The sequence below is a fragment of the Pseudooceanicola pacificus genome, from assembly GCF_009789075.1.
GTDB lineage: Bacteria > Pseudomonadota > Alphaproteobacteria > Rhodobacterales > Rhodobacteraceae > Pseudooceanicola > Pseudooceanicola pacificus.
The window spans coordinates 232,968-253,091 of sequence record NZ_WNXQ01000004.1; the positions used below are offsets into that span (position 1 = coordinate 232,968).

The following is a 20,124-nucleotide window of genomic DNA, read 5'->3' on the forward strand; positions in this document are numbered from 1 at the left end:
AAACACAGCGATTGCGCGCGGCGGTCGGGGACAGACCACACCGGTCAGGGAGGAAAACATGAACACTATCAAGTTGCGACTGGCAGCGGCGACGGCCCTAGGGCTGGTGCTTGCGGCCGGGTCGACGGCCCAGGCGGCCGAGCTGCGCTATGCCACGGGATTCGGCCCGAACAGCACCGGGGCCAATGCCTCGAACGCGGCGGCGGACTACCTGTCCCAGATCACCAACGGCGAGATGACGATGCAGGTCTTCCCGCAGTCGCTGCTGGGTTTTGCCGAAATGAGCAGCGGCGTGCGCGACGGGATCGCGGATGCGGGCTTTGTTCTGTTCCCCTACTTCCCGGCCGAATATCGCAATTCCAGCCTGATCGCCGACCTGAACATGGTGCTGACGCTGGAACAGACCGGCGACCGGGGCGGGCTGGCCTGGACCGGCGCGCTGACCGAATACATCGTGATGCATTGCGACGCCTGCCGCGCCGAGATCGCCGAGCAGAACCAGGTCTACACCTCGACTTCGGCCACGGAATACAATCTGCTCTGCAAGCCCGAGGTGAACACCGAAGCCGACCTGAAGGGCCTGAAGATCCGCGCCCCGGGCGGCAACTGGAACCGCTGGGTCGAAGCCTTCGGCGCGGTGCCCGTCTCCCTTCCCTTCGCCGAGATGTACGAGGGCATGAGCCAGGGCATCATCGACTGCTCTATCGCCAGTTTCACCGAACTGGTGGACCAGGGCCTGATGGACGAGGTCACCTCGATCGTGACCGACGTGCCGGGCGGCGCCTTCGGCGGGTCGGCCATGTTCAACATCAACCGCGACGTCTGGCAGTCGATGACGGCGGGCGAACGCGAAAGCTACATGAAGGCCGCCAACTATGGCGGGGCGATCACCTCGTGGGAGTACCGCGCCAACAACGCGGCCGCACGCGAGAAGGCCATCGCCGCCGGGATCGACGTGCACGAGGCCGACCAGGCGCTGCATGACAAGACGATGGATTGGATCCGCAACGACATCGCCACGGTGACCCAGCTCTATTCCGAAAAATACGGCGTCGAGAACACCCAGGAATCCGCCGACGCCTTCCTGGAGATCTTCGGCAAGTGGGCTGGCCTGGTCGACGGCATCGACAGCGGCGAGGCGCTGGCCGACCTGATCTGGCAGGAGGTCGGCTCGAAGGTCGACTTCGAGACCTACGGCATGTGAGCCGCGGCCCCCGCCGCCGTCGCGGCGACGGGAGCCCCTTTCGAACGACAATATTGGATAGGCTAAATGACCAGGCTCGGCCGGATAATCTCTCGCGTGATCTCGGTGCTGTCGATGGTGGGCACGCTGCTGCTGCTGGCCATGGTGCTGCACATCACCTGCGACGTCGCTGCCCGCTACCTGCTGAACAAGCCGCTCCCGGGCACGATCGAGATCATCATCAACTACCACATGATCATCATCGGCTTCCTCTCTCTGGCCTTCACCGAAGAGAAGAACCGCAACATCTCGGTCGAGCTTGTCGCCGACCTGCTGCCGCAGGGCGTGCAGAAACGGCTGGACGTGCTGGCCAGCTTCGCGGCGGTGGTGGTCTTCGGCTTCCTGACCTACCGCAACTGGATCGAGGCCATGAAGAAGTTCGACATCAAGGCCTACGTCACCCAGGGCAGCACCGACATCCCGATCTGGCCCGCCTATTTCGTGGTTCCGCTCGGCTGTGCGCTGGTGACGATCGTCGCGCTTTACAAGCTGGCCTGCGGCGTCACCGGCGCGACCTCGGGGCTGGATACCAGCCTGGACGAGGTGGATGAGGTCACCGCCCCAGGAGAAGCGGCATGAGCAACGTCGAAATCGGCTTTTCGGCGCTCGGGATCCTGTTCGTCCTGCTGGCGATGCGCATTCCCATCGGGCTGTCGCTCATCATCGTGTCGTTCGGCGGCCTCTGGGTGCTGATCGGCTGGCGCGGGGCCTACGGCTCCATCGGGATCGTGCCCTACAAGTTCACGGCGAACTGGGTGCTCAGTTCCATCCCGATGTTCCTGCTGATGGGATACGTCGCCTACCACGCCCAGCTGACCAAGGGACTGTTCCAGGCGGCCAGGGTCTGGATGGGCGCGCTGCCCGGGGGGCTTGCGATCTCGGCGGTCATGGGATCGTCGGTCTTTGCCGCCGTCACCGGGTCCTCGCTGGCCTGTACCGCCGCCATGGGCCGGATCGCCGTGCCCGAGATGCTGCGCAGCAACTACCACCCCGAACTGGCAACCGGCACCGTCGCCATCGCCGGCACGATCGGGGCGCTGATCCCGCCGTCGATCCTGCTGATCCTCTACGGTGTGATCGCCAGCCAGCCGGTGCCGGACCTCTTCCTTGCCGGCCTCGGCGTCGGGATCATCAGCGCCATCGGCTACGTGTTGGTCGTGCTGCTGCGCGTGGCCATCGACCCGACGGTCGCGCCCCCGGTGCACAGCGATTATTCCTGGCGTGACCGCTTTGCCGCGCTCGGGGACACCTGGCCGATCCTGCTGGTGATGATCTGCGTCTTCGCGGGCCTGTTCGGCGGCGTCTTCACCGCGACCGAGGCCGGGGCGCTTGGCGCTTTCTTCGCCTGCCTGGTCGGGCTGGCCAAACGCACCCTGACCTGGCCCAGGTTCAAGGCCGCCGCGCTGGAATGCCTGCTGACCACCAGCGCGCTGATCGTCATCGGCATCGGCGCCAGCCTGTTCACCCGGTTCCTCGCCATCTCGGGCGTGGGCACGGTGATCTCGGCCACCATCCTGGGCGTGTCGGACCAGGCCATCGTGATCCTGCTGCTGATCGTGGTGCTCTATCTGCTGATCGGCTGCTTTCTGGAACCCGTCGGGGCGCTTCTGCTGACCCTGCCCATCGTCCTGCCGATCGTGACCAACGGCGGCTACGACATGATCTGGTTCGGCCTGCTGCTGGTGAAGCTGCTGGAAATCGGCATGGTCACGCCCCCCATCGGGATGAACGTCTTCGTCATGAAGGGCGTGGTCGGCGACCAGGTGAAGCTGACCGCGATCTTCAAGGGCGTGGGCTGGTTCATCGTCATGGACCTGGTCGTGGTCGCCGCGATGATCGCCTTTCCGCAGGCGGTGCTGTGGCTGCCCAACCTGTTTCTCAACTGATCCCGCCACCGTGTGAAACCACCGCGCGAAATCTAGGACACAAGACATGATCACAGTGAATACCCTGCAGGACCTGCTCGACCTGAAGGACAAGACCATAGGCCCGTCGGACTGGCTGACCGTCACGCAGGAGATGATCGACGGCTTCGCCGAGGTCACGGGCGACACGCAGTGGATCCACGTCGACGTGGAGCGGGCGAAACGCGAAAGCCCGGCGGGCACGACCATCGCGCACGGGTTCCTGCTGCTGTCCCTGCTGGGAAAGCTGCAGCCGATGATCTTCACCGCGAACGCCAGGCAGATCCTGAACTACGGGATCGAAAAGCTGCGCTTTCTCAACATGGTCCGCTCGGGCACGCGCATCCGCCTGTCGCAGCAGATCGTGGGCATCGAAGAGGCCGGCAAGGGCCACAAGACCACCACCCGCGTCACCATCGAGGTCGAGGGCGAGGAGCGCCCGGCCATCGTGGCGGATCTGGTGTTTCTCTACTTCTTCTGACGCGGCGCGCCGCGATTCAAGAGCATCGGGAGGGATGACGACGTGACAGCAGCAACCGACAGCACCACCTTGGCGCGCAACCGGACCTATCCGACCTATGCGGCGATGCTGGCCGCCCATGCGGACACCCTGGGCGAGCGCACGGCCTTCTGGTTCGAGGACGAGACCTGGAGCTTTGCCCAGTCCCTGCGCCGGGCGAACCGGGTGGCGCAGGGCTTGATGGCCGAGGGGCTGGAGCCCGGCGCGCGGATCAGCTTCATCGGCAAGAACGACTCGCGCTACTTCGACATCCTGGGCGGCTGCGCGATCTCGCGCCACGTGCTGGCACCGATCAACTGGCGTCTTGCCCCGCCCGAGATCGTGGACCTGCTGATGGATTTCGACATCCGCATGATCTTCCTCACCGCCGAGATGGCCCCGCTGGCCGAGGTCATCCGCCGCGAATGCCCCGGCGTGCGGCGGATCATCGGCATCGGTACTGAGATCGAGGGCGGCCCGGCTTTCGACGACTGGATGGCAGACCAGCCCGATCAGGCGCTGGCCTCCTGCCCCGAACCGGACGATATCCTGCTGCAGATCCATACCTCGGGCACGACGGGCCGGCCCAAGGGCGCGATGCTGACCAATCGCAACGTCATGGCGCTTGGCGCCCATGTCGATGCGGGGGACGTGGGCGAATGGGGACATGACGACATCAGCCTGGTGCCGCTGCCCCTCTTCCATTCCGGGGGCACCTGCTATGCGCTCTACAGCATCTACTCGGGCGGCGGCACCTACATCACGCGCGAACCGCATCCCGACCTGATCTTCGAGGCCTGCCGCCGGCAGAGGATCACCAAGGCCGGTTTCGTGCCCGCCGTGATCCAGATGATCCTGAACCATCCCGATTTCGACAGGACACATTTCACCTCGCTGCGGTGCGTCTACTACGGCGGCGCCCCGATCACCGCCGCCCTGCTGGAACAGGCGATGGACGAGATGGGGTGCGGCTTTCACCAGCTTTTCGGCATGACGGAAAGCTCGACCGCCGGCACCTCGCTCTTTCCCGAGGATCACGACGCAAGCCGGCCCGAGCTGCTGAAGTCCTGCGGCCGGCCGCAATCGGACACGCAGATCCGCATCGTCGACGGCGACCGAAAGGAACTGCCGCAGGGCGAAACCGGAGAGATCGCACTGAGGACGCCCTGCATCATGGCGGGTTATCACAACCGGCCCGAAGCCTCGGCCGAGGCGATCGTCGACGGGTGGTACTATACCGGCGACATGGGTTACCTGAGTGCCGAAGGGTATCTTTATATCCGCGACCGGCTGAAGGACATGATCATCTCGGGCGGAGAGAACATCTATCCCGCCGAGATCGAGCAGGCGCTGGCCAAGCATCCCGACATCCTGGAATCCGGCGCCATCGGCGTCCCGTCCGAGAAATGGGGCGAGGAGGTCAAGGCCTGCGTCACCCTGCGCCCGGGCGCGACCCTGACCGAGGCCGAGGTGATCGCGCATTGCCGCACCCTGCTGGCCGGCTACAAGTGCCCCAAGTCGGTCGATTTCCACGACGCCCTGCCCCGCAACGCCAACGGCAAGATCCTCAAGCGCGTGCTGCGCGAGCCCTACTGGGCCGGCGCCGCCCGGCAGGTCGGCTGAACGGGAGTCCATACCTGGTCGGGACCTCCCGCCCGGCCGGGAACCTTGCGGGGGTTCGGATCTTCCGGACCCCCGCCATGTCAACCCAGCCCGCGCGGAGCCCGTCATGACCTTTTCCACCATCGCCTACGAGATCGAGGACGGCATCGCCCGCATCTGCCTGAACCGTCCCGACAAGATGAACGCGATGAACAACGCCATGCGCGACGACATCCTGGCCGCGCTGGACCGGGCCATCGGCGACGACGCGGTGCGGGTGATCCTGTTCCACGGCGCGGGGCGGATGTACTGCGCCGGGGCCGACCTGTCCGCCGGGGCGGCCACCTTCGACTACGACGGCGCGGGCGGCACCGGCCCGGTGCGCCAGGACGGAACCATCGACTACGCCCACCCCGAGGTGCGGGACGGCGCCGGGCTGATCACGCTGAAGATTTTCGACGCACCCAAGCCGGTGATCGCCGCCGTGCACGGCGCGGCGGTCGGGGTCGGTTCCACCATGCTGGCCGCGATGGACGCCCGTTTCGCGGCCGACGACACGCGCTTCGGCTTCGTCTTCACCCGGCGCGGCATCGTGCCCGAGGGCGCCTCGACCTGGTTCCTGACACGGATCGTGGGCCTGCCGACCGCGCTCGACTGGTGCCTGAGCGGGCGCGTCTTCCCGGCCTCCGAGGCGCTGGAACGCGGGTTCGTCCGCTCGCTCCACCCGGCGGACGAGGTGCTGGACGCCGCCCTGGACTATGCCCGCGACCTTGCGGCACAGACGGCCCCGGTGTCGGTCGCGCTGACCCGGCAGATGCTGTGGAAGATGGCCGGCGCCGCCCACCCGATGGAGGCGCACAAGCTGGACAGCCGGGGCGTCTATGCCCGGGGCCGCATGGCCGACGCCCGCGAAGGGGTATCGAGTTTCCTGGAAAAGCGCGACGCGGCGTTCACCGACCGGGTGTCAGCCGACATGCCCGACTACTACCCCTGGTGGGACGAACCGCCCTACGACTGATCGCGGGCGGCCCGGGGGTTTCAGGCGGCGCGCAGGTCCGACAGGCGCGCAAAGCGGGTCTGGTGATATCCCAGGTCGCCGAACATCGGCTCGAAGGCCAGCAGGCGCTTGAAATACTGGCCGACGGCGGATTCCTGGCTCATGCCCATCCCGCCCTGCAGCTGGACCGCGTTGCGCCCGACGTAGCGCGCCGACTGGATGCACTGCACCTTGGCGGCAGAGACCATGCGCATCCGGACCTCAGGCGCCTCGTCCAGCGCGGCGGCCGCGCCCAGCGACATCGCCTCGGCGGCGGACAGTTCGCCTTTCATCTCGGCGATGCGGTGGCGCAGGGCCTGGAAATTGCCGATCTCGGTGCCGAACTGGCGGCGGGTCTTGACGTGCTCCACCGTCAGGCGCAGCGCGGTGCGCATGGCGCCGACCGCCTCGGCGCAGGCATAGACGGTGGCCAGATCGAAGGCGGCCCCGACCGCCGCGCGACAGCTCTCGCCCGCGTCCCCGACACGCTGCGCCGGGGTGTCGTCGAAACCGACATCCGCGCCGCTGCGCTCGTCCACCAGCCGGTAGGCATTGACCGACATCCCGGGCGCGTCACGTGCGACCAGGGCCAGCACGGGCGCTCCGTCTTCCGAGGCCAGCACCAGCAGGCGATCGGCCAGCGGCGCGTCGATGACGACGATCTTGCCGCCGGTCAGGCGCAGGCCCGTACCGTCCGCCACGGCACGCGTCCGGCCGCCGAAGGGATCGAACCGCGCGGCGTGTTCGGCATGGGCCACGGCCAGCCGCAGCTCTCCGCCCGCGATTGCGGGCAGCAGGGCCGCCTTCTGCTCGGCATCGGCCAGCCGTCGCACCAGGTCCGCGCCCAGCACGGCGGTCGACAGGTAGGGATCGACGACAAGGAACTGCCCCAGCGTATCGGCCACGATGTGCAGATCCAGGGGCCCCATGCCGATCCCGCCGTCATCCTCGGGGATCAGCAGGCCGTGAAGACCCAGCCCCGCCAGCCCCTGCCAGCTTGCCTCCGACCCCGGCGGCCAGGCGGCCGTCAGGCGCTTCCATGCGGCGGCATCGTGATGGGTGGCCAGCCAGGATTGCAGGCTGTCGCGCAGCATCGCCTGTTCCATGCTCAGGGAGAAATCCATCGGTCACACCTCGGCGTAGATCAGGTTGGCAAGGATGTTGAGCTGGGTCTCGGAGGACCCGCCGTAGATCGTGGCGGCACGCAGGAACAGCATCTCCTCCATCTTGCCCTGCGCCACTTCCGGCGCGGGGGGAGAGATCTGCGACCCGTCCTGCTGTGGATGGTAGGCCAGGCCCGCATAGCCCATGGCCTCGACGCTCAACTCGGTCACCGCCTGGATCAGGCGGCTGCCGCGCAGCTTGAGGATGCTGGCGGACTGCATGTTCTGGACACCGCTGTCCATTTCCCACGCGACCCGCAGGCCAAGCTGTTCCAGCGTCGCCATGTCGATTTCCAGCGCCGTCATCCGGGACCGGAACCCGGCGTCGTCGGCCAGCGTCCCCTCGCCCGCCGGCATCGCGCGCGCGATCTGCCAGAGGCGGCGGATACGTTGCTTGGACCGGGCGATCTCGGCGATGTTGAAACGCTCGTGGCCCAGCAGGAACTTGGCATAGGTCCAGCCCTGCCCCTCCTCGCCGATCAGGCTGTCGGCCGGGATGCGGACGTTGTCGTAGAAGCTCTCGTTCAGGCTGTGGCCCCGGTCGATCGAGATGATCGGACGCACGGTGACCCCCGGCGTGTCGGTCGGGAAGACGAAGAAGGAAATGCCCTTCTGCGGCTTCACCTCCGGATCGGTCCGCGCCAGCAGGAACAGCATGTTCGAATGATGCGCCATGCTGGTCCAGATCTTGTGACCGTCGATGACATAGTCGTCCCCGTCCCGCACCGCCCGGGTGCGCAGCGAAGCAAGGTCCGACCCCGCGCCCGGCTCGGAAAAGCCCTGGGCCCAGAAGTCTTCGCCCTTCAGGATGCGCGGCAGGTACTGCGCCTTCTGCGCCTCGGTGCCGTAGGTGTAGAGCACCGGCCCGATGATCTGCACCCCGTGCCCCATCATCAGCGGCAGCGGCCCGTCGAGCGCGCAATATTCCTCGTCGAAGATGAAGCGCTGGATCGCGGACCAGCCGGTGCCGCCGTATTCCACCGGCCAGCCCGGCGCGGCCCAGCCCTTGTCATAGAGGATGCGTTGCCAGCGGCGCATCGGTTCGGGGTCGATGTGGAACATCCGGCGCGCGGTGTCGCGGATGTCTTCGGGCAGGTTGTCCCGCAGGAATTCGCGCACTTCCATGCGGAAATCCTGGTGTTCCTGCTTCAGCTTCAGATCCATGGCGCGCCTCCTCTGCCGGGCCTGGGACGGCGGGCGCCGGAACGCCCGCCGGATCGCTCACGATGCCAGCTTGTCCAGCCGCTCCTGGATCTTGCCCTCGGCCCCCGGGGTGCAGGGATCGGCCTTGGACAGGTCGCTGATCTCGGCGAAGTTCTCGGCGAACTGCTCGATCGTGACGCCCGCCTTGGGGTCGAGCTGCACGCCGCGCGTCTCGAACATGTGCACCCGGCCATAGCCTCCGGCTGCGGCGGTGATGGTGGCGCCTGTCGCCTCGCATTCCTCCGAGCACAGATAGGCCACGGCGGGCGAGACCAGCTCGGGGCGCAGCTTGGCCATGAAATCCTCGTCCATCCCGAGGTTGCCGGTCATCCGCGTCAGCGCCCCGGGCGAGATGCAGTTCACCTTGACGTTCTTCTTGAACCCCTCGATGGCCAGCGTGTTCATCAGGCCGATCATGCCCATCTTGGCCGAGCCGTAGTTCGACTGGCCGAAGTTGCCGCTGGTCCCGGCGATGGAGGTGGTGAAGACCATCCGCCCGAAGCCCTGTTCGATCATGTGCTTCCACGCGGCATGGGCGCAGTAGAGCGTGCCGAAGTAGTGCACGCCGAAGACGAATTCGAAATCGTCCAGCTCGGCCTTGGCGAAGCTCTTGTCGCGCAGGACACCGGCGTTGCAGATCAGGATGTCGATCCGGCCCCAGGTGTCGATGGCGGTCTGGACGATCGCGGCCCCGCCCTCGCGGCTGGCCACGCTGTCGTAGTTGGCGACCGCCTCGCCGCCCGCCGCCTTGATCTCGTCCACCACCTGGTCGGCGGGGGACTTGTCGCCGCCCTCGCCGTTCACGGCGCCGCCCAGGTCGTTCACCACCACCTTGGCCCCGCGCGAGGCCAGCAGCAGCGCGTGTTCCCGGCCCAGCCCGGCGCCGGCGCCGGTGACAACGGCCACCTTGCCATCAAATCGGATCATCCTGTCGTCTCCTTGTTGTCTCGTGAAAGCGTCGCCCGGCACGTCAGGGTGCGGCGGGGGTGAACATGGGGGTCGGAATGCCGTCCCGGTCGGCAAAGAGCACGGTCACCGCATCGTCGATGGCGATGGCGTCCAGGTCGCAATCCACGATATTGGTCATCATGCGCGGGCCCTCTTCCAGCTCGACATAGGCCAGCGCATAGGGTGGATCGGCCCGGCGGAAGACGCTGACCGCATAGATGCGGCCCCGGCCCGAACAGGCCTTGAACGCGACATTCTCGCTGCCGCAGAACGGGCAGAGCACGCGAGGGTAGTAATGCGGTTCGCCGCAGTCGCGGCATTCCGCGATCATCAGCGCACCGTCTTCGGTCTGCCACTGGGGCGCCGCGTCACGGGCGGGGCGGGTGGTGTCGCCGTCTTTCATCTTGCTCACTCCCTTTCCAGGATCAGCGTGGCCGAGCCGTGGCGCGAGCCGAGGTAGCCCCCCGTCCCGTGCGCCAACGCAAGGTCGCAACCGGGCACCTGCACTGCCGGATGCGCCTCGCCGCGCAACTGGCGGACGGCCTCGATCACCTTGGTCATGCCGCCGCGGTTGCCCGGGTGGTTGCTGCACAGCCCCCCGCCGTCGGTGTTGAACGGCAGCTTGCCCTGCCCCGAGATCAGGTTGCCGTCCTGCACAAAGCGGCCCCCCTGCCCCTTGTCGCAGAAGCCGAGATCCTCCAGCGTCATCAGCACGGTGATGGTGAAACTGTCGTAGATCGAGACGTACTTGATGTCCGCCGGCGTCACCCCCGCCTGGCCAAAGGCGATCGGGCCCGAACGCACGGCGCCGGAATAGGTCAGGTCGGTCTTGCCGCCGTTGAGGTGCTTTACCGCCTCTCCCGATCCGCGCACCTTGACCAGCGGACGGTTCAGCGACTTCGCCACTTCGGGCGAGACCACGACCAGCGCCCCGCCGCCGTCGCTGATCACGCAGCAATCGAGCTTGTGCAGCGGTTCCGAGATCATGGGGGAATTCACCACCTCCTCGACCGTGACCACCTGCGGCAGCATGGCGTTGGGATTGTGCTGGGCGTGGTGCGAGGCCGCGACCTTGATCCAGGCGAGCTGTTCCGAGGTCGTGCCGAATTCGTGCATGTGGCGGGCCGCGCACATGCCGTAGAGGTTCGGGATGACATGGCCAAAGGGCAGCTCGTAGGGCACGTCGGGGCAGTTCGGGTCATCGTAGAACGCCCCCTCGCCCTTGTTCGGCTTGCCGGTGCGCGGCTTGCCCGCCAGCGTGATCACGGCGACCGAACATTTCCCCTCGGCGATCGCCTGCGCGACATGGCCGACGGCCAGCACGTAGGACGACCCGCCGGTGTCGGTGTTGTCGACATAGGTCGGATGGATCCCGAGGTATTCGGTGATGCTGAGCGGGCCCAGCCCCGGCGCGTCGCTGGCGCAGAAGAAGCCGTCGACATCCTGCAGCGTCAGGCCCGCGTCGTTCAGCGCGCCCTTCACGTTCTCGGCGTGCAGCTGGATCAGCGTCTTGTCCACGGCCTTGCGCGTCGGGTGTTCCCACGCGCCGGCGATATAGGCCTTGCCTGTCGTACTCACGTGTCGGTCTCCTTGATCATGTCGCCCGGATCATTTCGCCTGCGCCGCCGCCTTGCGGAAATCGGGCGCGCGTTTCTCGGTGAAGGCGCGGACGCCCTCGGCGAACTCCGGCCCCAGGCTGGCGGCAAGCTGCAACTCGTCCTCGAGGTTCAGCTGATCCTCAAAGCTGTTGCGGTCGGCGTCCCAGTAGAGCTTGCGGATCCGCGACAGCCCCCCGACCGGGCCGTCGGCCAGCGTCTGCGCGATCTTCATCGTCTCGGGCATCAGCTGATCCGCGTCGAAGACCCGGTTCACCATGCCCCAGTCGAGCGCCGTTTCTGCCGGCAGCTTCTCGGCCAGCATCGACAGTTCGCGCGCCCGCGCCATGCCGACGAGGCGCGGCAGGAGCCAGCTTGACCCGCTGTCGGGCACCAGCCCGATCCGGGCGAAGGCCTGCAGGAAATAGGCCTGACGCGAGGCGGTGATGATGTCGCCCATCAGCGCGATGCTCATCCCCGCGCCGACCGCAGGCCCGTTCACCGCCGTCACAAGCGGCACGGGGCAGTCCCGCAGGGTGCGCAGCATGGGGTGGTAATATTTCTGCAGCACCGCCTCGGCCCGGTTCGGGGTGGCGGCGTTGCCATCATCGCCGCCCGACAGATCCGCGCCCGAGGAAAACGCACGCCCCGTTCCGGTCAGCACGATGCAGCGCGCGCCCTGCCTGCCGGTCAGGTCGAGCACCCCCGCGCCGATGGCGGTAACGGTTGCGGGGTTCAGCGCGTTCAGCACATCGGGCCGGTTGATCCTGAGGATTCCGACCGCGCCGTCCATTTCCGCGGTGACAACTTCCGGTTTCATGCCCGCACCTTTCCTGTCGCGCCACCGGCGAAACGGCCGTGGCTCGATTGGACAAGACCCCGCCGGGCTGCATCCGGTCGCCCCCTGACGAGGGGACATTCCAAATAAATTGAATGGTGAATTAATTTATACGACCCAGCCCCGGGCGCAGCATCGCGGCCCGGTCAGCCCCACAAGGAGACAGCATGCCCAAGCCCTTCTGGACCCCGCACGACAGCGACCTCAGGCTGCCCCTGATCGGATCGCCCATGTTCCTGGTGTCCGGCAAGGAGCTGCTGATCGCCCAGTGCCGGGCCGGGATCGTCGGCACGATGCCCGCCCTGAACGCCCGTACGCCCGAAATCCTGGACGGCTGGCTGAGCGAAATCCGCGATGCCCTGGCCACGCCGCATCAGGGCCGGACCCCCGCGCCCTGGGGCATCAACCTGATCGTGCACCGCACGAACCCGATCCTGGACCAGCACCTGGAGCTCTGCGTCAAGCACGAGGTGCCGGTCGTGATCACATCGCTGGGATGCCGCCCCGAGGTGAACGAGGCGATCCGCGCCTACGGCGGGATCGTCCTGCATGACGTCACCAACATGGAACACGCCCGCAAGGCCATCGACCGGGGCGCCTCGGGCCTGATCGCGGTGGCGGCTGGCGCCGGAGGGCATGCCGGCACGGTGTCCCCGATCGCCATGATCGAGGACATCCGCCGCATCTGGGACGGACCGCTGGTGCTGTCGGGGGCCATGTCCAGCGGGCGCGGGATCCTGGCGGCACAGGCCTTGGGGGCCGACATGGGCTACATGGGGACCGCGTTCGTGGTGGCCAGCGAGTCGCTGGCCAAGCAGGCCTATCGCGACATGATCGTCGGCGCCGAGGCGGCCGACATCTTCTACACCGACCGGGTGTCGGGCACCTACGCGAACTTCCTGGCCGAAAGCCTCGTGCGGGCGGGCATTCCGCTGGACAGCGCCCCGGTCGAGCGCGAGATCGGCGTGATGGATGAGTTCAAGGCCTGGCGCGACGTCTGGAGCGCGGGCCACGGCGTCGGCCCGATCCGGCGCACCGAACCGACCGAAGCCATCGTTGCCCGGCTGGAACGGGAGTACCGCGAAGCCGCCGCCCGCATCGGCGCCATGCAGCCTGAACCCGCCTGAGCGGGTCGCACGATTGCCAGGACAAACGGACGGCGGGCCAGGAGGCCCGGACGAGCGAGCGACCGCGACCGCCCGACGAAGGGGACGTCCTGCAACGACGCGCAGAAGCGGCGCGGCACGCGGCTGATCTGGCTGGACATGGTGTGGCCCGCACCCCGGGCCGGTCGCAACGGCCGCCCTGCCGTCTTCCCGGATGCGGCGATCCGGTTTGTTTGATGCTGAACCTGCTGTTCGTCCTGCCGGCGAGGCAGACGACCGGGGTCTGCACCAACGCCCGCCGGGTCCGGAAACCGGCGTGGCCCCGAAGTCCGGTCAAGCCTGTCGGCCCCCAGCCTTCCCCTGCTCAGACCATCTTGCCCGGGTTCATGATCCCGTCAGGGTCAATCGCCGCCTTGAGGCGCTGCATCAGCGCGTAGGCCGCTCCGTGCTCGGCTTCCATGTATTTGCGCTTGCCGGTGCCGACCCCGTGTTCCCCGGTCACCGTACCGCCCAGGGACAGCGCGATCCGATTGATTGTCCCGGCCAGATCCTGCGCGGCCCTGAGGTCCGCGGCATCGTCGGGATCTACCAGGATGACGAGGTGGAAATTCCCGTCGCCCACATGCCCGGTCAGGGGCGCGACAAGGCCGGAGATCCCGATTGCCTGCTTGGTGCGATGGATGCAGCGCGCCAGCTCCGAGATCGGGACGCAGCAATCGGTGACAAGACCGCTGGCGCCGGGACGCAGGGCTTTGGCGGCGAAATAGGCCTGATGGCGCGCCGCCCAGAGCCGGTTGCGGTCTTCCATGCGCGCGGCGAACTGGAAATCCGTCGCCTCGAAGCCGTCGGCGATTTCGCGAAAGGTCTCGACCTGCTCTTTCACGCCGGTTTCGCTGCCGTGGAATTCGAGGAAGAGGTAGGGTGTTTCCTGCAGTCCAAGGTCGGAGTGGAGCAGGTTCATCCCCCTCATCTGCACTTCGTCCAGCAGCTCGATCCGCGCCATCGGGAGGCCGCACTGGATGGCCATGATCACCGTGTCGACGGCGGCTGAAATGGTCGGAAAGGCGCAGGTCGCGGCGAGGATGCTTTCCGGCAGGCCATGCAGGCGCACGGTCAGTTCGGTGATGATGCCGAGCGTACCTTCGGAGCCGATGAAGAGATGGGTAAGGTCATAGCCGGAGGCGGATTTTCGGGCCCGGCTGCCGGTGCGGATGATCTCTCCGTCCGGGAGGACAACTTCGAGCGCCAGGATATTCTCGCGGATCGTCCCGTAGCGCACCGTGTTCGTCCCCGAGGCGCGGGTCGAGGCCATGCCGCCCATGCTGGCATCCGCGCCGGGATCGACGGTGAACATCAGCCCGGAGGAGCGCAGCGCATCATTCAGCTGTGTCCGCGTCACGCCGGGCTGCACCACCGCGTCCAGGTCCTTTTCGTGAATGTCGATGACCCGGTTCATCCGGCTGAGGTCAAGGCTGATGCCACCGCTGACCGGGATCACCTGCCCCTCCAGCGAGGTGCCCGTGCCGTAGGGGATGACGGGACAGCCGTGACGGGCGCAAATCTTCACGATCTGCGACACCTCCTGCGTCGAGCCCGGAAAGACGACGGCGTCCGGCAGGTGTTGCTCGGCATATCCTTGGTCGCGACCGTGGGCGTCCAGGATCGACGGGCCGGTCGACAGGTGTTCACCGAGCAGTGCCCGCAACTCCTCGATCGCCGCGCTGTTTCCGGGTCTGAGAGGCTTGTTCATCATGCGCCTCAGACTTCGGGGGGCGGTGTCGCCGAGGGCGCGCCCATGTTCATGGCGACGGCTTTCCCGCCGTAGGCTTCAATCATCGCGTCCTGATCCGCGAAGGCGAGATCGTTCATCGCCGCCGGATCGCAGATCTTGCGCAGCTCGTTTTCCATCTCGGCAAGGATCGCCGCGCAGTCCGGGTCCTCCGCCCGGTTCCGCGTCTCTTCGCGGTCTTCCGCCAGGTTGAACAGCTCTGGCCGGAATGTGTGATAGTGGATCAGTTTCCAGTCGCCCTTGCGGATCATATAGGCAGCCGAAACGGCGCCCACGGCGTGGTATTCGCTGAAGATCACCCGGTCGCGGTCCTCCGATTCGCTGGCGATGTCATAGAGCGACCGCCCGGGCCGGTCGCCCTCAAGCGACGCGCCGAAGTGGTCGATGATGGTCTGGGAGACGTCGAGCAGGCTGACCGGCGTGTCGCAGATACCTGCGGCCTTGCCCGGTTCGGCCACGATAAGCGGGACGGCGACCGACTCCTCGTACATGTTCGACTTGCCCCACAGCCCGCGCGCCCCGACGTTGTCGCCGTGATCCGAGGTGTAGATGATCGTGGTGTTGTCGAGCTGGCCGTTCTCCTCCAGCGCCGCGACAAGTTGGCCGATATTGTCGTCAAGGAAGGTGCAGAGCGCGAAATAGCAGGCCGCCGCCAGCTTGCGTTCGTCGTGATCCTTGAAGCCTTCATCACCGGCGAGCGCGTGATTCTGCTTCTGGACCCACGGGTGGTTCACGAAGCCGTCCATGGTGTGCAGCTTGAAGGGCGGCAGGCTGTCCGGCGGATACATGTCGAGGTACTCCTGCGGCACGATCAGCGGGAAGTGCGGCGCGACAAGCCCAACATAGAGGCACCAGGGATCAAGCGGGCGCCTGGCGGCATCGGCGAACCAGTCCCGCGCCCGGTCCACGACGGCGCAATCGTATTTGGTATAGGCGCTCTCGCCCGGCCCGATGTAGGGGCCCAGCATGCGCCCTTCCTTGCGGACCCGCTCATCCTCGCGGCGGATGGAGCCCCAGACCATGCCGTGCCCGCCGACCACCTGCATCGGGATGTGTTCCACGTCGAACCCCGCCGGGTCTTCTTCGGCCCGGTAATGCAGCTTGCCGATGGATTCGACCCGGGTGCCGCTGTCCTGAAGCGCATGGCCCCAGCCCCGCGGCTTGCCGGTGTAGGGCATCGCGTTGTCCCAAAGGCGGATGTCGTGGACGTAGCGGCCAGAGGCAAAGGCAGCCCGGGCGGGAACGCAGATCGGCGAGGGCGTATAGGCATTGGTGAACCGGATGCCCCGCGCGGCAAGCTTGTCGAGGTTCGGTGTCTTGACCAGCGGATGACCCGCACAGGACAGGGCCCGCGACTGGTGCTCATCCGACATGATGACGAGTAGGTTCTGGGAACGTGCCACGGGGTCAGTCCTTGTCTTTATTCAGAAAGTCGATGGTTTCGGCAGCCTTGGCGAGCGCGTGGATCGCGGGCAGGATCATCTCGCGCTGCGCGTCGGTCAGTGCGGCCAGCAGATGCGCCTGCCGGGCGTCCAGTTCCGGAGCCAGCCGGGCATGGGCCGCGATCGCCTTGTCGGTCAGGATGACCTCGAACTGGCGATGGTCGAAGGGGCAGGGCCGGGTGGTGACATAGCCTTCGTCGATCAGCACGTTCACCGTCTTGCTGAACTGGCCCTTGTCGATCCCCGAGCTTTTGCGGACGGCGGTGGACTGGGGCGGCAGGCCCATGGCCACGATCCGGATGATCCGCCACTGCGCCAATGACAGCGTCCCGTGCCGCGACAGAATGGCCCGGGCCTGGGCGGCCAGCTTGCCGCTCAACTGGGTGATCTGGAACGGCAGGAGCAACGCCAGGTCCAAACCGCCTGTTGTCTGCTCCAGCGTCTCGCTTTGATCGTTCACCGCCAAGTCCTCCCGCCCCAAGTTCAGTTCAAGAAAGTGGACATGTCAACCTTTTCGTTGACATGTCCACTTTCTTGGGTGACCCTCCCGCCAATTCACCAGGGAGGAGAAGATGAAAGACATATTCAAGCCGCTCGCAGTTGCGGCTGCTGTTCTTGCCATGCCCGCCGCTGCCGTCGCAGAGGGCTGGACCCCGCCCGGACCGATCACCATGATGATCGGCTTCGCGGCTGGCGGTGGCGCAGACACCCAGGCGCGCCTTGTCGCGCAGGGTCTTGAGGCGAAATATGGCTGGAAGGTTCTGCCCCAGCAGGTCGACGGCAACAGCGGCCTGAACCTCGTGGCCGAGCTGGTCAATGCCCCGACCGACGGCACCGCAATCGGCATGGTGGTGTCCGAGTCGCTGACCTACAGCATGATGGCCGCCGGAAATCCCGATCTGCAGATCGACAAGTTCACCGCGCTGGCGACCACGGCAAGCTTCCAGACGGGCCTCGTCGCGATGGCCGAGGGCAATTTCAATACCTGGGACAAGGTTGCGGCGGCTGCCAAGGCCGGCGAGCAGATCCGTTTCGGCACTGCCTCCGATCGTCAGGCCGACGTGGCCTACCTCTTCGGCAAGGCCGCGGGCATCGACTTCAACATCGTTCCCGTCAAGGGCGGCGCCGGCGTCATGAACGGCCTGCGCGGCGGTGACCTCGACATCGGCTGGGTTGCGGGCGCACAGTCCAAACCGGTCACGCAGGGCGAGATGGTCAACATCGCCTCGGCCATTCCTGCCAAGCTGAAGGACAGCCCGGACGCGCCGCTGGTCACGGACCTCGGCAGCAAATACGTGCTCGACGGGTACTTCATGTTCGTCGCGCCCGGCAATATGGACCCGGAGGCCCGCAAGGCCCTGGGCGACGCGATCCGTGACGTGCTGAACGACCCCACGACCGAGGCAAACGGCCTTGTCACCAAGGTTTTCGGCGGTCCGGACGTCATCACCGGCGAGGCCCTCGATGCCAAGATGAGCGAGATGAACACGGCTGCGGCGACGATGCTGAAGGACGCAGAGTCGAACTGACCGGAGCAGACCGGAGGAGACCCTCATGCACCGCAATACCGCGGATCTGGCCCTGGGTCTCTGCGTTGTCGTTCTGGCTCTGCTGGCGATCTTCGCCTGGGTGCCGAACGACACCGCAACCGGGATCATCCAGAAGATACGGGGCCGTCAGTCCATCGGCGACGCGATGGCCCCGACACTCGCCGCGCTGCTGATTGGCCTGTCCGGCCTCCTGATCACGCTCGAGTCCCGACGCAAAAGCGCGCAAGAAGGGCCTCACGTATCGCTGTTCAACCTCGGCTTTCTGGCGATCCTGACCGGCATTTTCCTCGCCTCCGTCCTGCTGATGCGCTGGTCCGGGCCGCTGCTTGTCGGCCTGTTCGGACCAGAGGGCGCAGTCTACCGGGACCTCCGGGACACGATGCCCTGGAAACTCAGCGGCTTCGTGATCGGCGGAACCTTCCTTGTCGGCGGGCTGATCTCGCTGATGCAGCGCCGCGTCAGCTGGACCGCCGTGTGCGTGGGCCTGCTGACCGCGGGCCTCCTGATCGCTGTCTTCGACCTGCCGTTCTCTGACATCCTGCTTCCACCGAACGGCGACCTATGAGCGAAGTTCTGAACTATATCTGGCTCGGCGTCCTCGCGGTCTTCACCGGCCCCGACCTGTTCAGCCTCTTCGGGATCGGCATTCCCGTCGCGCCCATCATGGTGCTTGGCGGCCTGCTCACCGGCATCGCGGTCGGGGCGACGCCGGGCCTTGCCGGGCCCATGGCGATGGCCATTTCGCTGCCGATCCTGATCTCGATCTTCGGGTTCACCCCGGACGCGCTGCTGCCTGTCTTCGGGTTTCTCATCGGGATCATGAAAGGCGCCACGGTCGGCGGCGCGGTGCCCGCGATCCTGTTCAACATGCCGGGGACGCCCGACGCGCTGATGACCACCCTCGACGGCTATCCGATGGCGCAAAGCGGCCAGCCCCGCCGGGCGCTGCGGATTGCGCAGCTGTCCTCGGTCACCGGCGACACCTTTTCCGACATCGTCCTGTTTGTCTGTGCACCGTTCCTTGCGGTCGTCGTCGAGGCCTACCTCGACCTGCCCGAAAAGACCGCCCTGCTGATCCTGTCGATCACCTTCATTGCCGCCGTCATGGGAAGCTCTGTCGGCAAGGGGCTGCTTGCCGTGGGGCTTGGCCTTCTCGCATCCTTCGTCGGCACCGGGCAGTCACTGACACCGCGCCTGACTTTCGGCGTGCCGGAACTGTCCGGGGGCTTCCCCCTCGTGGCCGCCATCCTCGGCGTTCTCATCGTCGGCGAGATCTTCAAGGGGATCGAGGACCTTGTCCGCGGCGGAAATTCCGGTCGCAAGGGCGCCCAGACCCTTGCAGAAGGCGTCAAAGACCGCCTCCAGCCCGGAGATATCCGCCGCATCGCCCCCTATGTCGGACGGTCCGCGCTGATCGGCACCATCATCGGCGCCTTGCCCGGCGTCGGATCGACCCTTGCCGCAACCCTCGGCTATTCCTACGCGACCCGGCGCCACAAGGCCAGGAAACAGCCGGAGGACACCGCCTTTGGTGCCGGAGCACCCGAAGGCATCGCGGCAACCGAAGCTGCGAACTCTGCCGTGTCCGGTGCCAACCTCATCCCCGTGCTGTCGCTCGGCATCCCCGGCAATGCGGCCGCGGTCTTCCTGATCCTCGCGGCAGACAGCATCGGCGGCTTCAATCCCGGCCCAGCGGTCTTCCGGTTCACCACACCCGAAGTGAACCCGGAACTGGTCATCGCCTTCGGCATCTTCACCCTGATGTCCATCGGCAACCTGTTGAACTGGCTGATCGGCGGCAGCTTCATGCGCTCCATGGGGGTACTGGCCCGCATTCCCCAGCACATCCTTCTGCCTGTTGTGCTGCTGATCACGCTGACGGCGATCTACGTGCAGGAGACAAGCCTGTTTGCCCTCTGGGTGACCTTCGGCTTCGGGATCCTCGGCTACCTCTTCCGGCGCAGCGACATCCCCGTCCTGCCCTTCGTCATCGCCTTCATCCTCGCACAACCGCTGGAACAGACGGCACGCGAAGCCTTTGCAGCCACCGGCGCGAACCCGTGGTTCCTCTTCAGCAGCGTCACGTCGGCCGTCTTCATGCTCGCAAGTCTGGCGGCGGTTGTCTTGCTCGGCCGGAACCGGATGTGAGGCATCTTGCCAAACATCCCCACAGCCTTGCGAATGACCTCGGCGCCTCTTTGCCGAT

The 20,124-nt window shown here is 66.5% G+C and carries 19 protein-coding genes; 10 read left to right on the forward strand and 9 right to left on the reverse strand.

Features of this window, described 5'->3' with window-relative positions; translation table 11 throughout:
* Positions 1 to 58 precede the first annotated feature (58 nt).
* The 6 genes from GLS40_RS09220 (at position 59) to GLS40_RS09245 (ending at position 6,266) form a co-directional block, all read left to right on the forward strand.
* Positions 59 to 1,204, forward strand: coding sequence for a C4-dicarboxylate TRAP transporter substrate-binding protein (locus tag GLS40_RS09220; RefSeq protein WP_160382468.1), 1,146 nt, complete (start codon positions 59 to 61; stop codon positions 1,202 to 1,204).
* Positions 1,205 to 1,270: 66 nt separating this feature from the next.
* Positions 1,271 to 1,822, forward strand: coding sequence for a TRAP transporter small permease (locus GLS40_RS09225; protein WP_160382469.1), 552 nt, complete (start codon positions 1,271 to 1,273; stop codon positions 1,820 to 1,822).
* Positions 1,819 to 3,129, forward strand: coding sequence for a TRAP transporter large permease (locus GLS40_RS09230; RefSeq protein ID WP_160382470.1), 1,311 nt, complete (start codon positions 1,819 to 1,821; stop codon positions 3,127 to 3,129). The genes GLS40_RS09225 and GLS40_RS09230 overlap by 4 nt, the downstream gene beginning before the upstream one ends.
* A gap of 46 nt (positions 3,130 to 3,175) precedes the next feature.
* A complete protein-coding gene (locus GLS40_RS09235; RefSeq protein ID WP_160382471.1) occupies positions 3,176 to 3,628 on the forward strand; it encodes a MaoC family dehydratase in 453 nt (150 codons plus the stop codon).
* A gap of 42 nt (positions 3,629 to 3,670) precedes the next feature.
* Positions 3,671 to 5,269, forward strand: coding sequence for a long-chain-fatty-acid--CoA ligase (locus GLS40_RS09240; protein ID WP_160382472.1), 1,599 nt, complete (start codon positions 3,671 to 3,673; stop codon positions 5,267 to 5,269).
* A gap of 106 nt (positions 5,270 to 5,375) precedes the next feature.
* Positions 5,376 to 6,266 carry a crotonase/enoyl-CoA hydratase family protein gene (locus tag GLS40_RS09245; protein ID WP_160382473.1) on the forward strand — a complete coding sequence of 297 codons (891 nt, stop codon included), beginning with the start codon at positions 5,376 to 5,378 and terminating at the stop codon, positions 6,264 to 6,266.
* Positions 6,267 to 6,286: 20 nt separating this feature from the next.
* On the opposite strand, the gene GLS40_RS09250 is transcribed toward GLS40_RS09245, so the two are convergent.
* The 6 genes from GLS40_RS09250 to GLS40_RS09275 are packed head-to-tail and all read right to left on the reverse strand — an operon-like array spanning position 6,287 to position 12,013.
* A complete protein-coding gene (locus GLS40_RS09250; protein ID WP_160382474.1) occupies positions 6,287 to 7,408 on the reverse strand; it encodes an acyl-CoA dehydrogenase family protein in 1,122 nt (373 codons plus the stop codon).
* A gap of 3 nt (positions 7,409 to 7,411) precedes the next feature.
* A complete protein-coding gene (locus GLS40_RS09255; protein WP_160382475.1) occupies positions 7,412 to 8,611 on the reverse strand; it encodes an acyl-CoA dehydrogenase family protein in 1,200 nt (399 codons plus the stop codon).
* Positions 8,612 to 8,668: 57 nt separating this feature from the next.
* Positions 8,669 to 9,577 carry an SDR family NAD(P)-dependent oxidoreductase gene (locus GLS40_RS09260; protein ID WP_160382476.1) on the reverse strand — a complete coding sequence of 303 codons (909 nt, stop codon included), beginning with the start codon at positions 9,575 to 9,577 and terminating at the stop codon, positions 8,669 to 8,671.
* 43 nt (positions 9,578 to 9,620) lie between these two features.
* Positions 9,621 to 10,001, reverse strand: coding sequence for a Zn-ribbon domain-containing OB-fold protein (locus GLS40_RS09265; RefSeq protein ID WP_160382477.1), 381 nt, complete (start codon positions 9,999 to 10,001; stop codon positions 9,621 to 9,623).
* A 5-nt stretch (positions 10,002 to 10,006) separates the two neighbouring features.
* Positions 10,007 to 11,176, reverse strand: a complete 1,170-nt coding sequence (locus tag GLS40_RS09270; RefSeq protein WP_160382478.1) for a thiolase domain-containing protein — start codon at positions 11,174 to 11,176, stop codon at positions 10,007 to 10,009.
* 30 nt (positions 11,177 to 11,206) lie between these two features.
* Positions 11,207 to 12,013: an enoyl-CoA hydratase-related protein gene (locus tag GLS40_RS09275; RefSeq protein WP_160382479.1), complete on the reverse strand. Its 807-nt coding sequence runs from the start codon at positions 12,011 to 12,013 to the stop codon at positions 11,207 to 11,209.
* Between the two features lie 185 nt (positions 12,014 to 12,198).
* Between GLS40_RS09275 and GLS40_RS09280 the strand changes: the two genes are divergently transcribed.
* Complete coding sequence (locus GLS40_RS09280) at positions 12,199 to 13,158, forward strand: NAD(P)H-dependent flavin oxidoreductase (protein ID WP_160382480.1); 960 nt, start codon at positions 12,199 to 12,201, stop codon at positions 13,156 to 13,158.
* Positions 13,159 to 13,501: 343 nt separating this feature from the next.
* On the opposite strand, the gene GLS40_RS09285 is transcribed toward GLS40_RS09280, so the two are convergent.
* Genes GLS40_RS09285 through GLS40_RS09295 form a run of 3 tightly spaced genes read right to left on the reverse strand, consistent with a single transcriptional unit; the run spans position 13,502 to position 16,828 of the window.
* Complete coding sequence (locus tag GLS40_RS09285) at positions 13,502 to 14,890, reverse strand: FAD-binding oxidoreductase (RefSeq protein WP_160382481.1); 1,389 nt, start codon at positions 14,888 to 14,890, stop codon at positions 13,502 to 13,504.
* A gap of 5 nt (positions 14,891 to 14,895) precedes the next feature.
* Positions 14,896 to 16,329, reverse strand: a complete 1,434-nt coding sequence (locus tag GLS40_RS09290; protein WP_160382482.1) for a sulfatase-like hydrolase/transferase — start codon at positions 16,327 to 16,329, stop codon at positions 14,896 to 14,898.
* A gap of 4 nt (positions 16,330 to 16,333) precedes the next feature.
* A complete protein-coding gene (locus GLS40_RS09295) occupies positions 16,334 to 16,828 on the reverse strand; it encodes a MarR family winged helix-turn-helix transcriptional regulator (protein ID WP_160382483.1) in 495 nt (164 codons plus the stop codon).
* A gap of 112 nt (positions 16,829 to 16,940) precedes the next feature.
* Between GLS40_RS09295 and GLS40_RS09300 the strand changes: the two genes are divergently transcribed.
* Genes GLS40_RS09300 through GLS40_RS09310 form a run of 3 tightly spaced genes read left to right on the forward strand, consistent with a single transcriptional unit; the run spans position 16,941 to position 20,066 of the window.
* Positions 16,941 to 17,897 carry a tripartite tricarboxylate transporter substrate-binding protein gene (locus GLS40_RS09300; RefSeq protein ID WP_235905842.1) on the forward strand — a complete coding sequence of 319 codons (957 nt, stop codon included), beginning with the start codon at positions 16,941 to 16,943 and terminating at the stop codon, positions 17,895 to 17,897.
* A 25-nt stretch (positions 17,898 to 17,922) separates the two neighbouring features.
* Entirely contained in the window at positions 17,923 to 18,483 is a 561-nt protein-coding gene (locus GLS40_RS09305) for a tripartite tricarboxylate transporter TctB family protein (RefSeq protein WP_235905843.1), read from the forward strand.
* Positions 18,480 to 20,066, forward strand: coding sequence for a tripartite tricarboxylate transporter permease (locus tag GLS40_RS09310; RefSeq protein ID WP_160382484.1), 1,587 nt, complete (start codon positions 18,480 to 18,482; stop codon positions 20,064 to 20,066). Before GLS40_RS09305 ends, GLS40_RS09310 begins: the two co-directional genes overlap by 4 nt.
* The last annotated feature ends 58 nt before the right edge of the window (positions 20,067 to 20,124 follow it).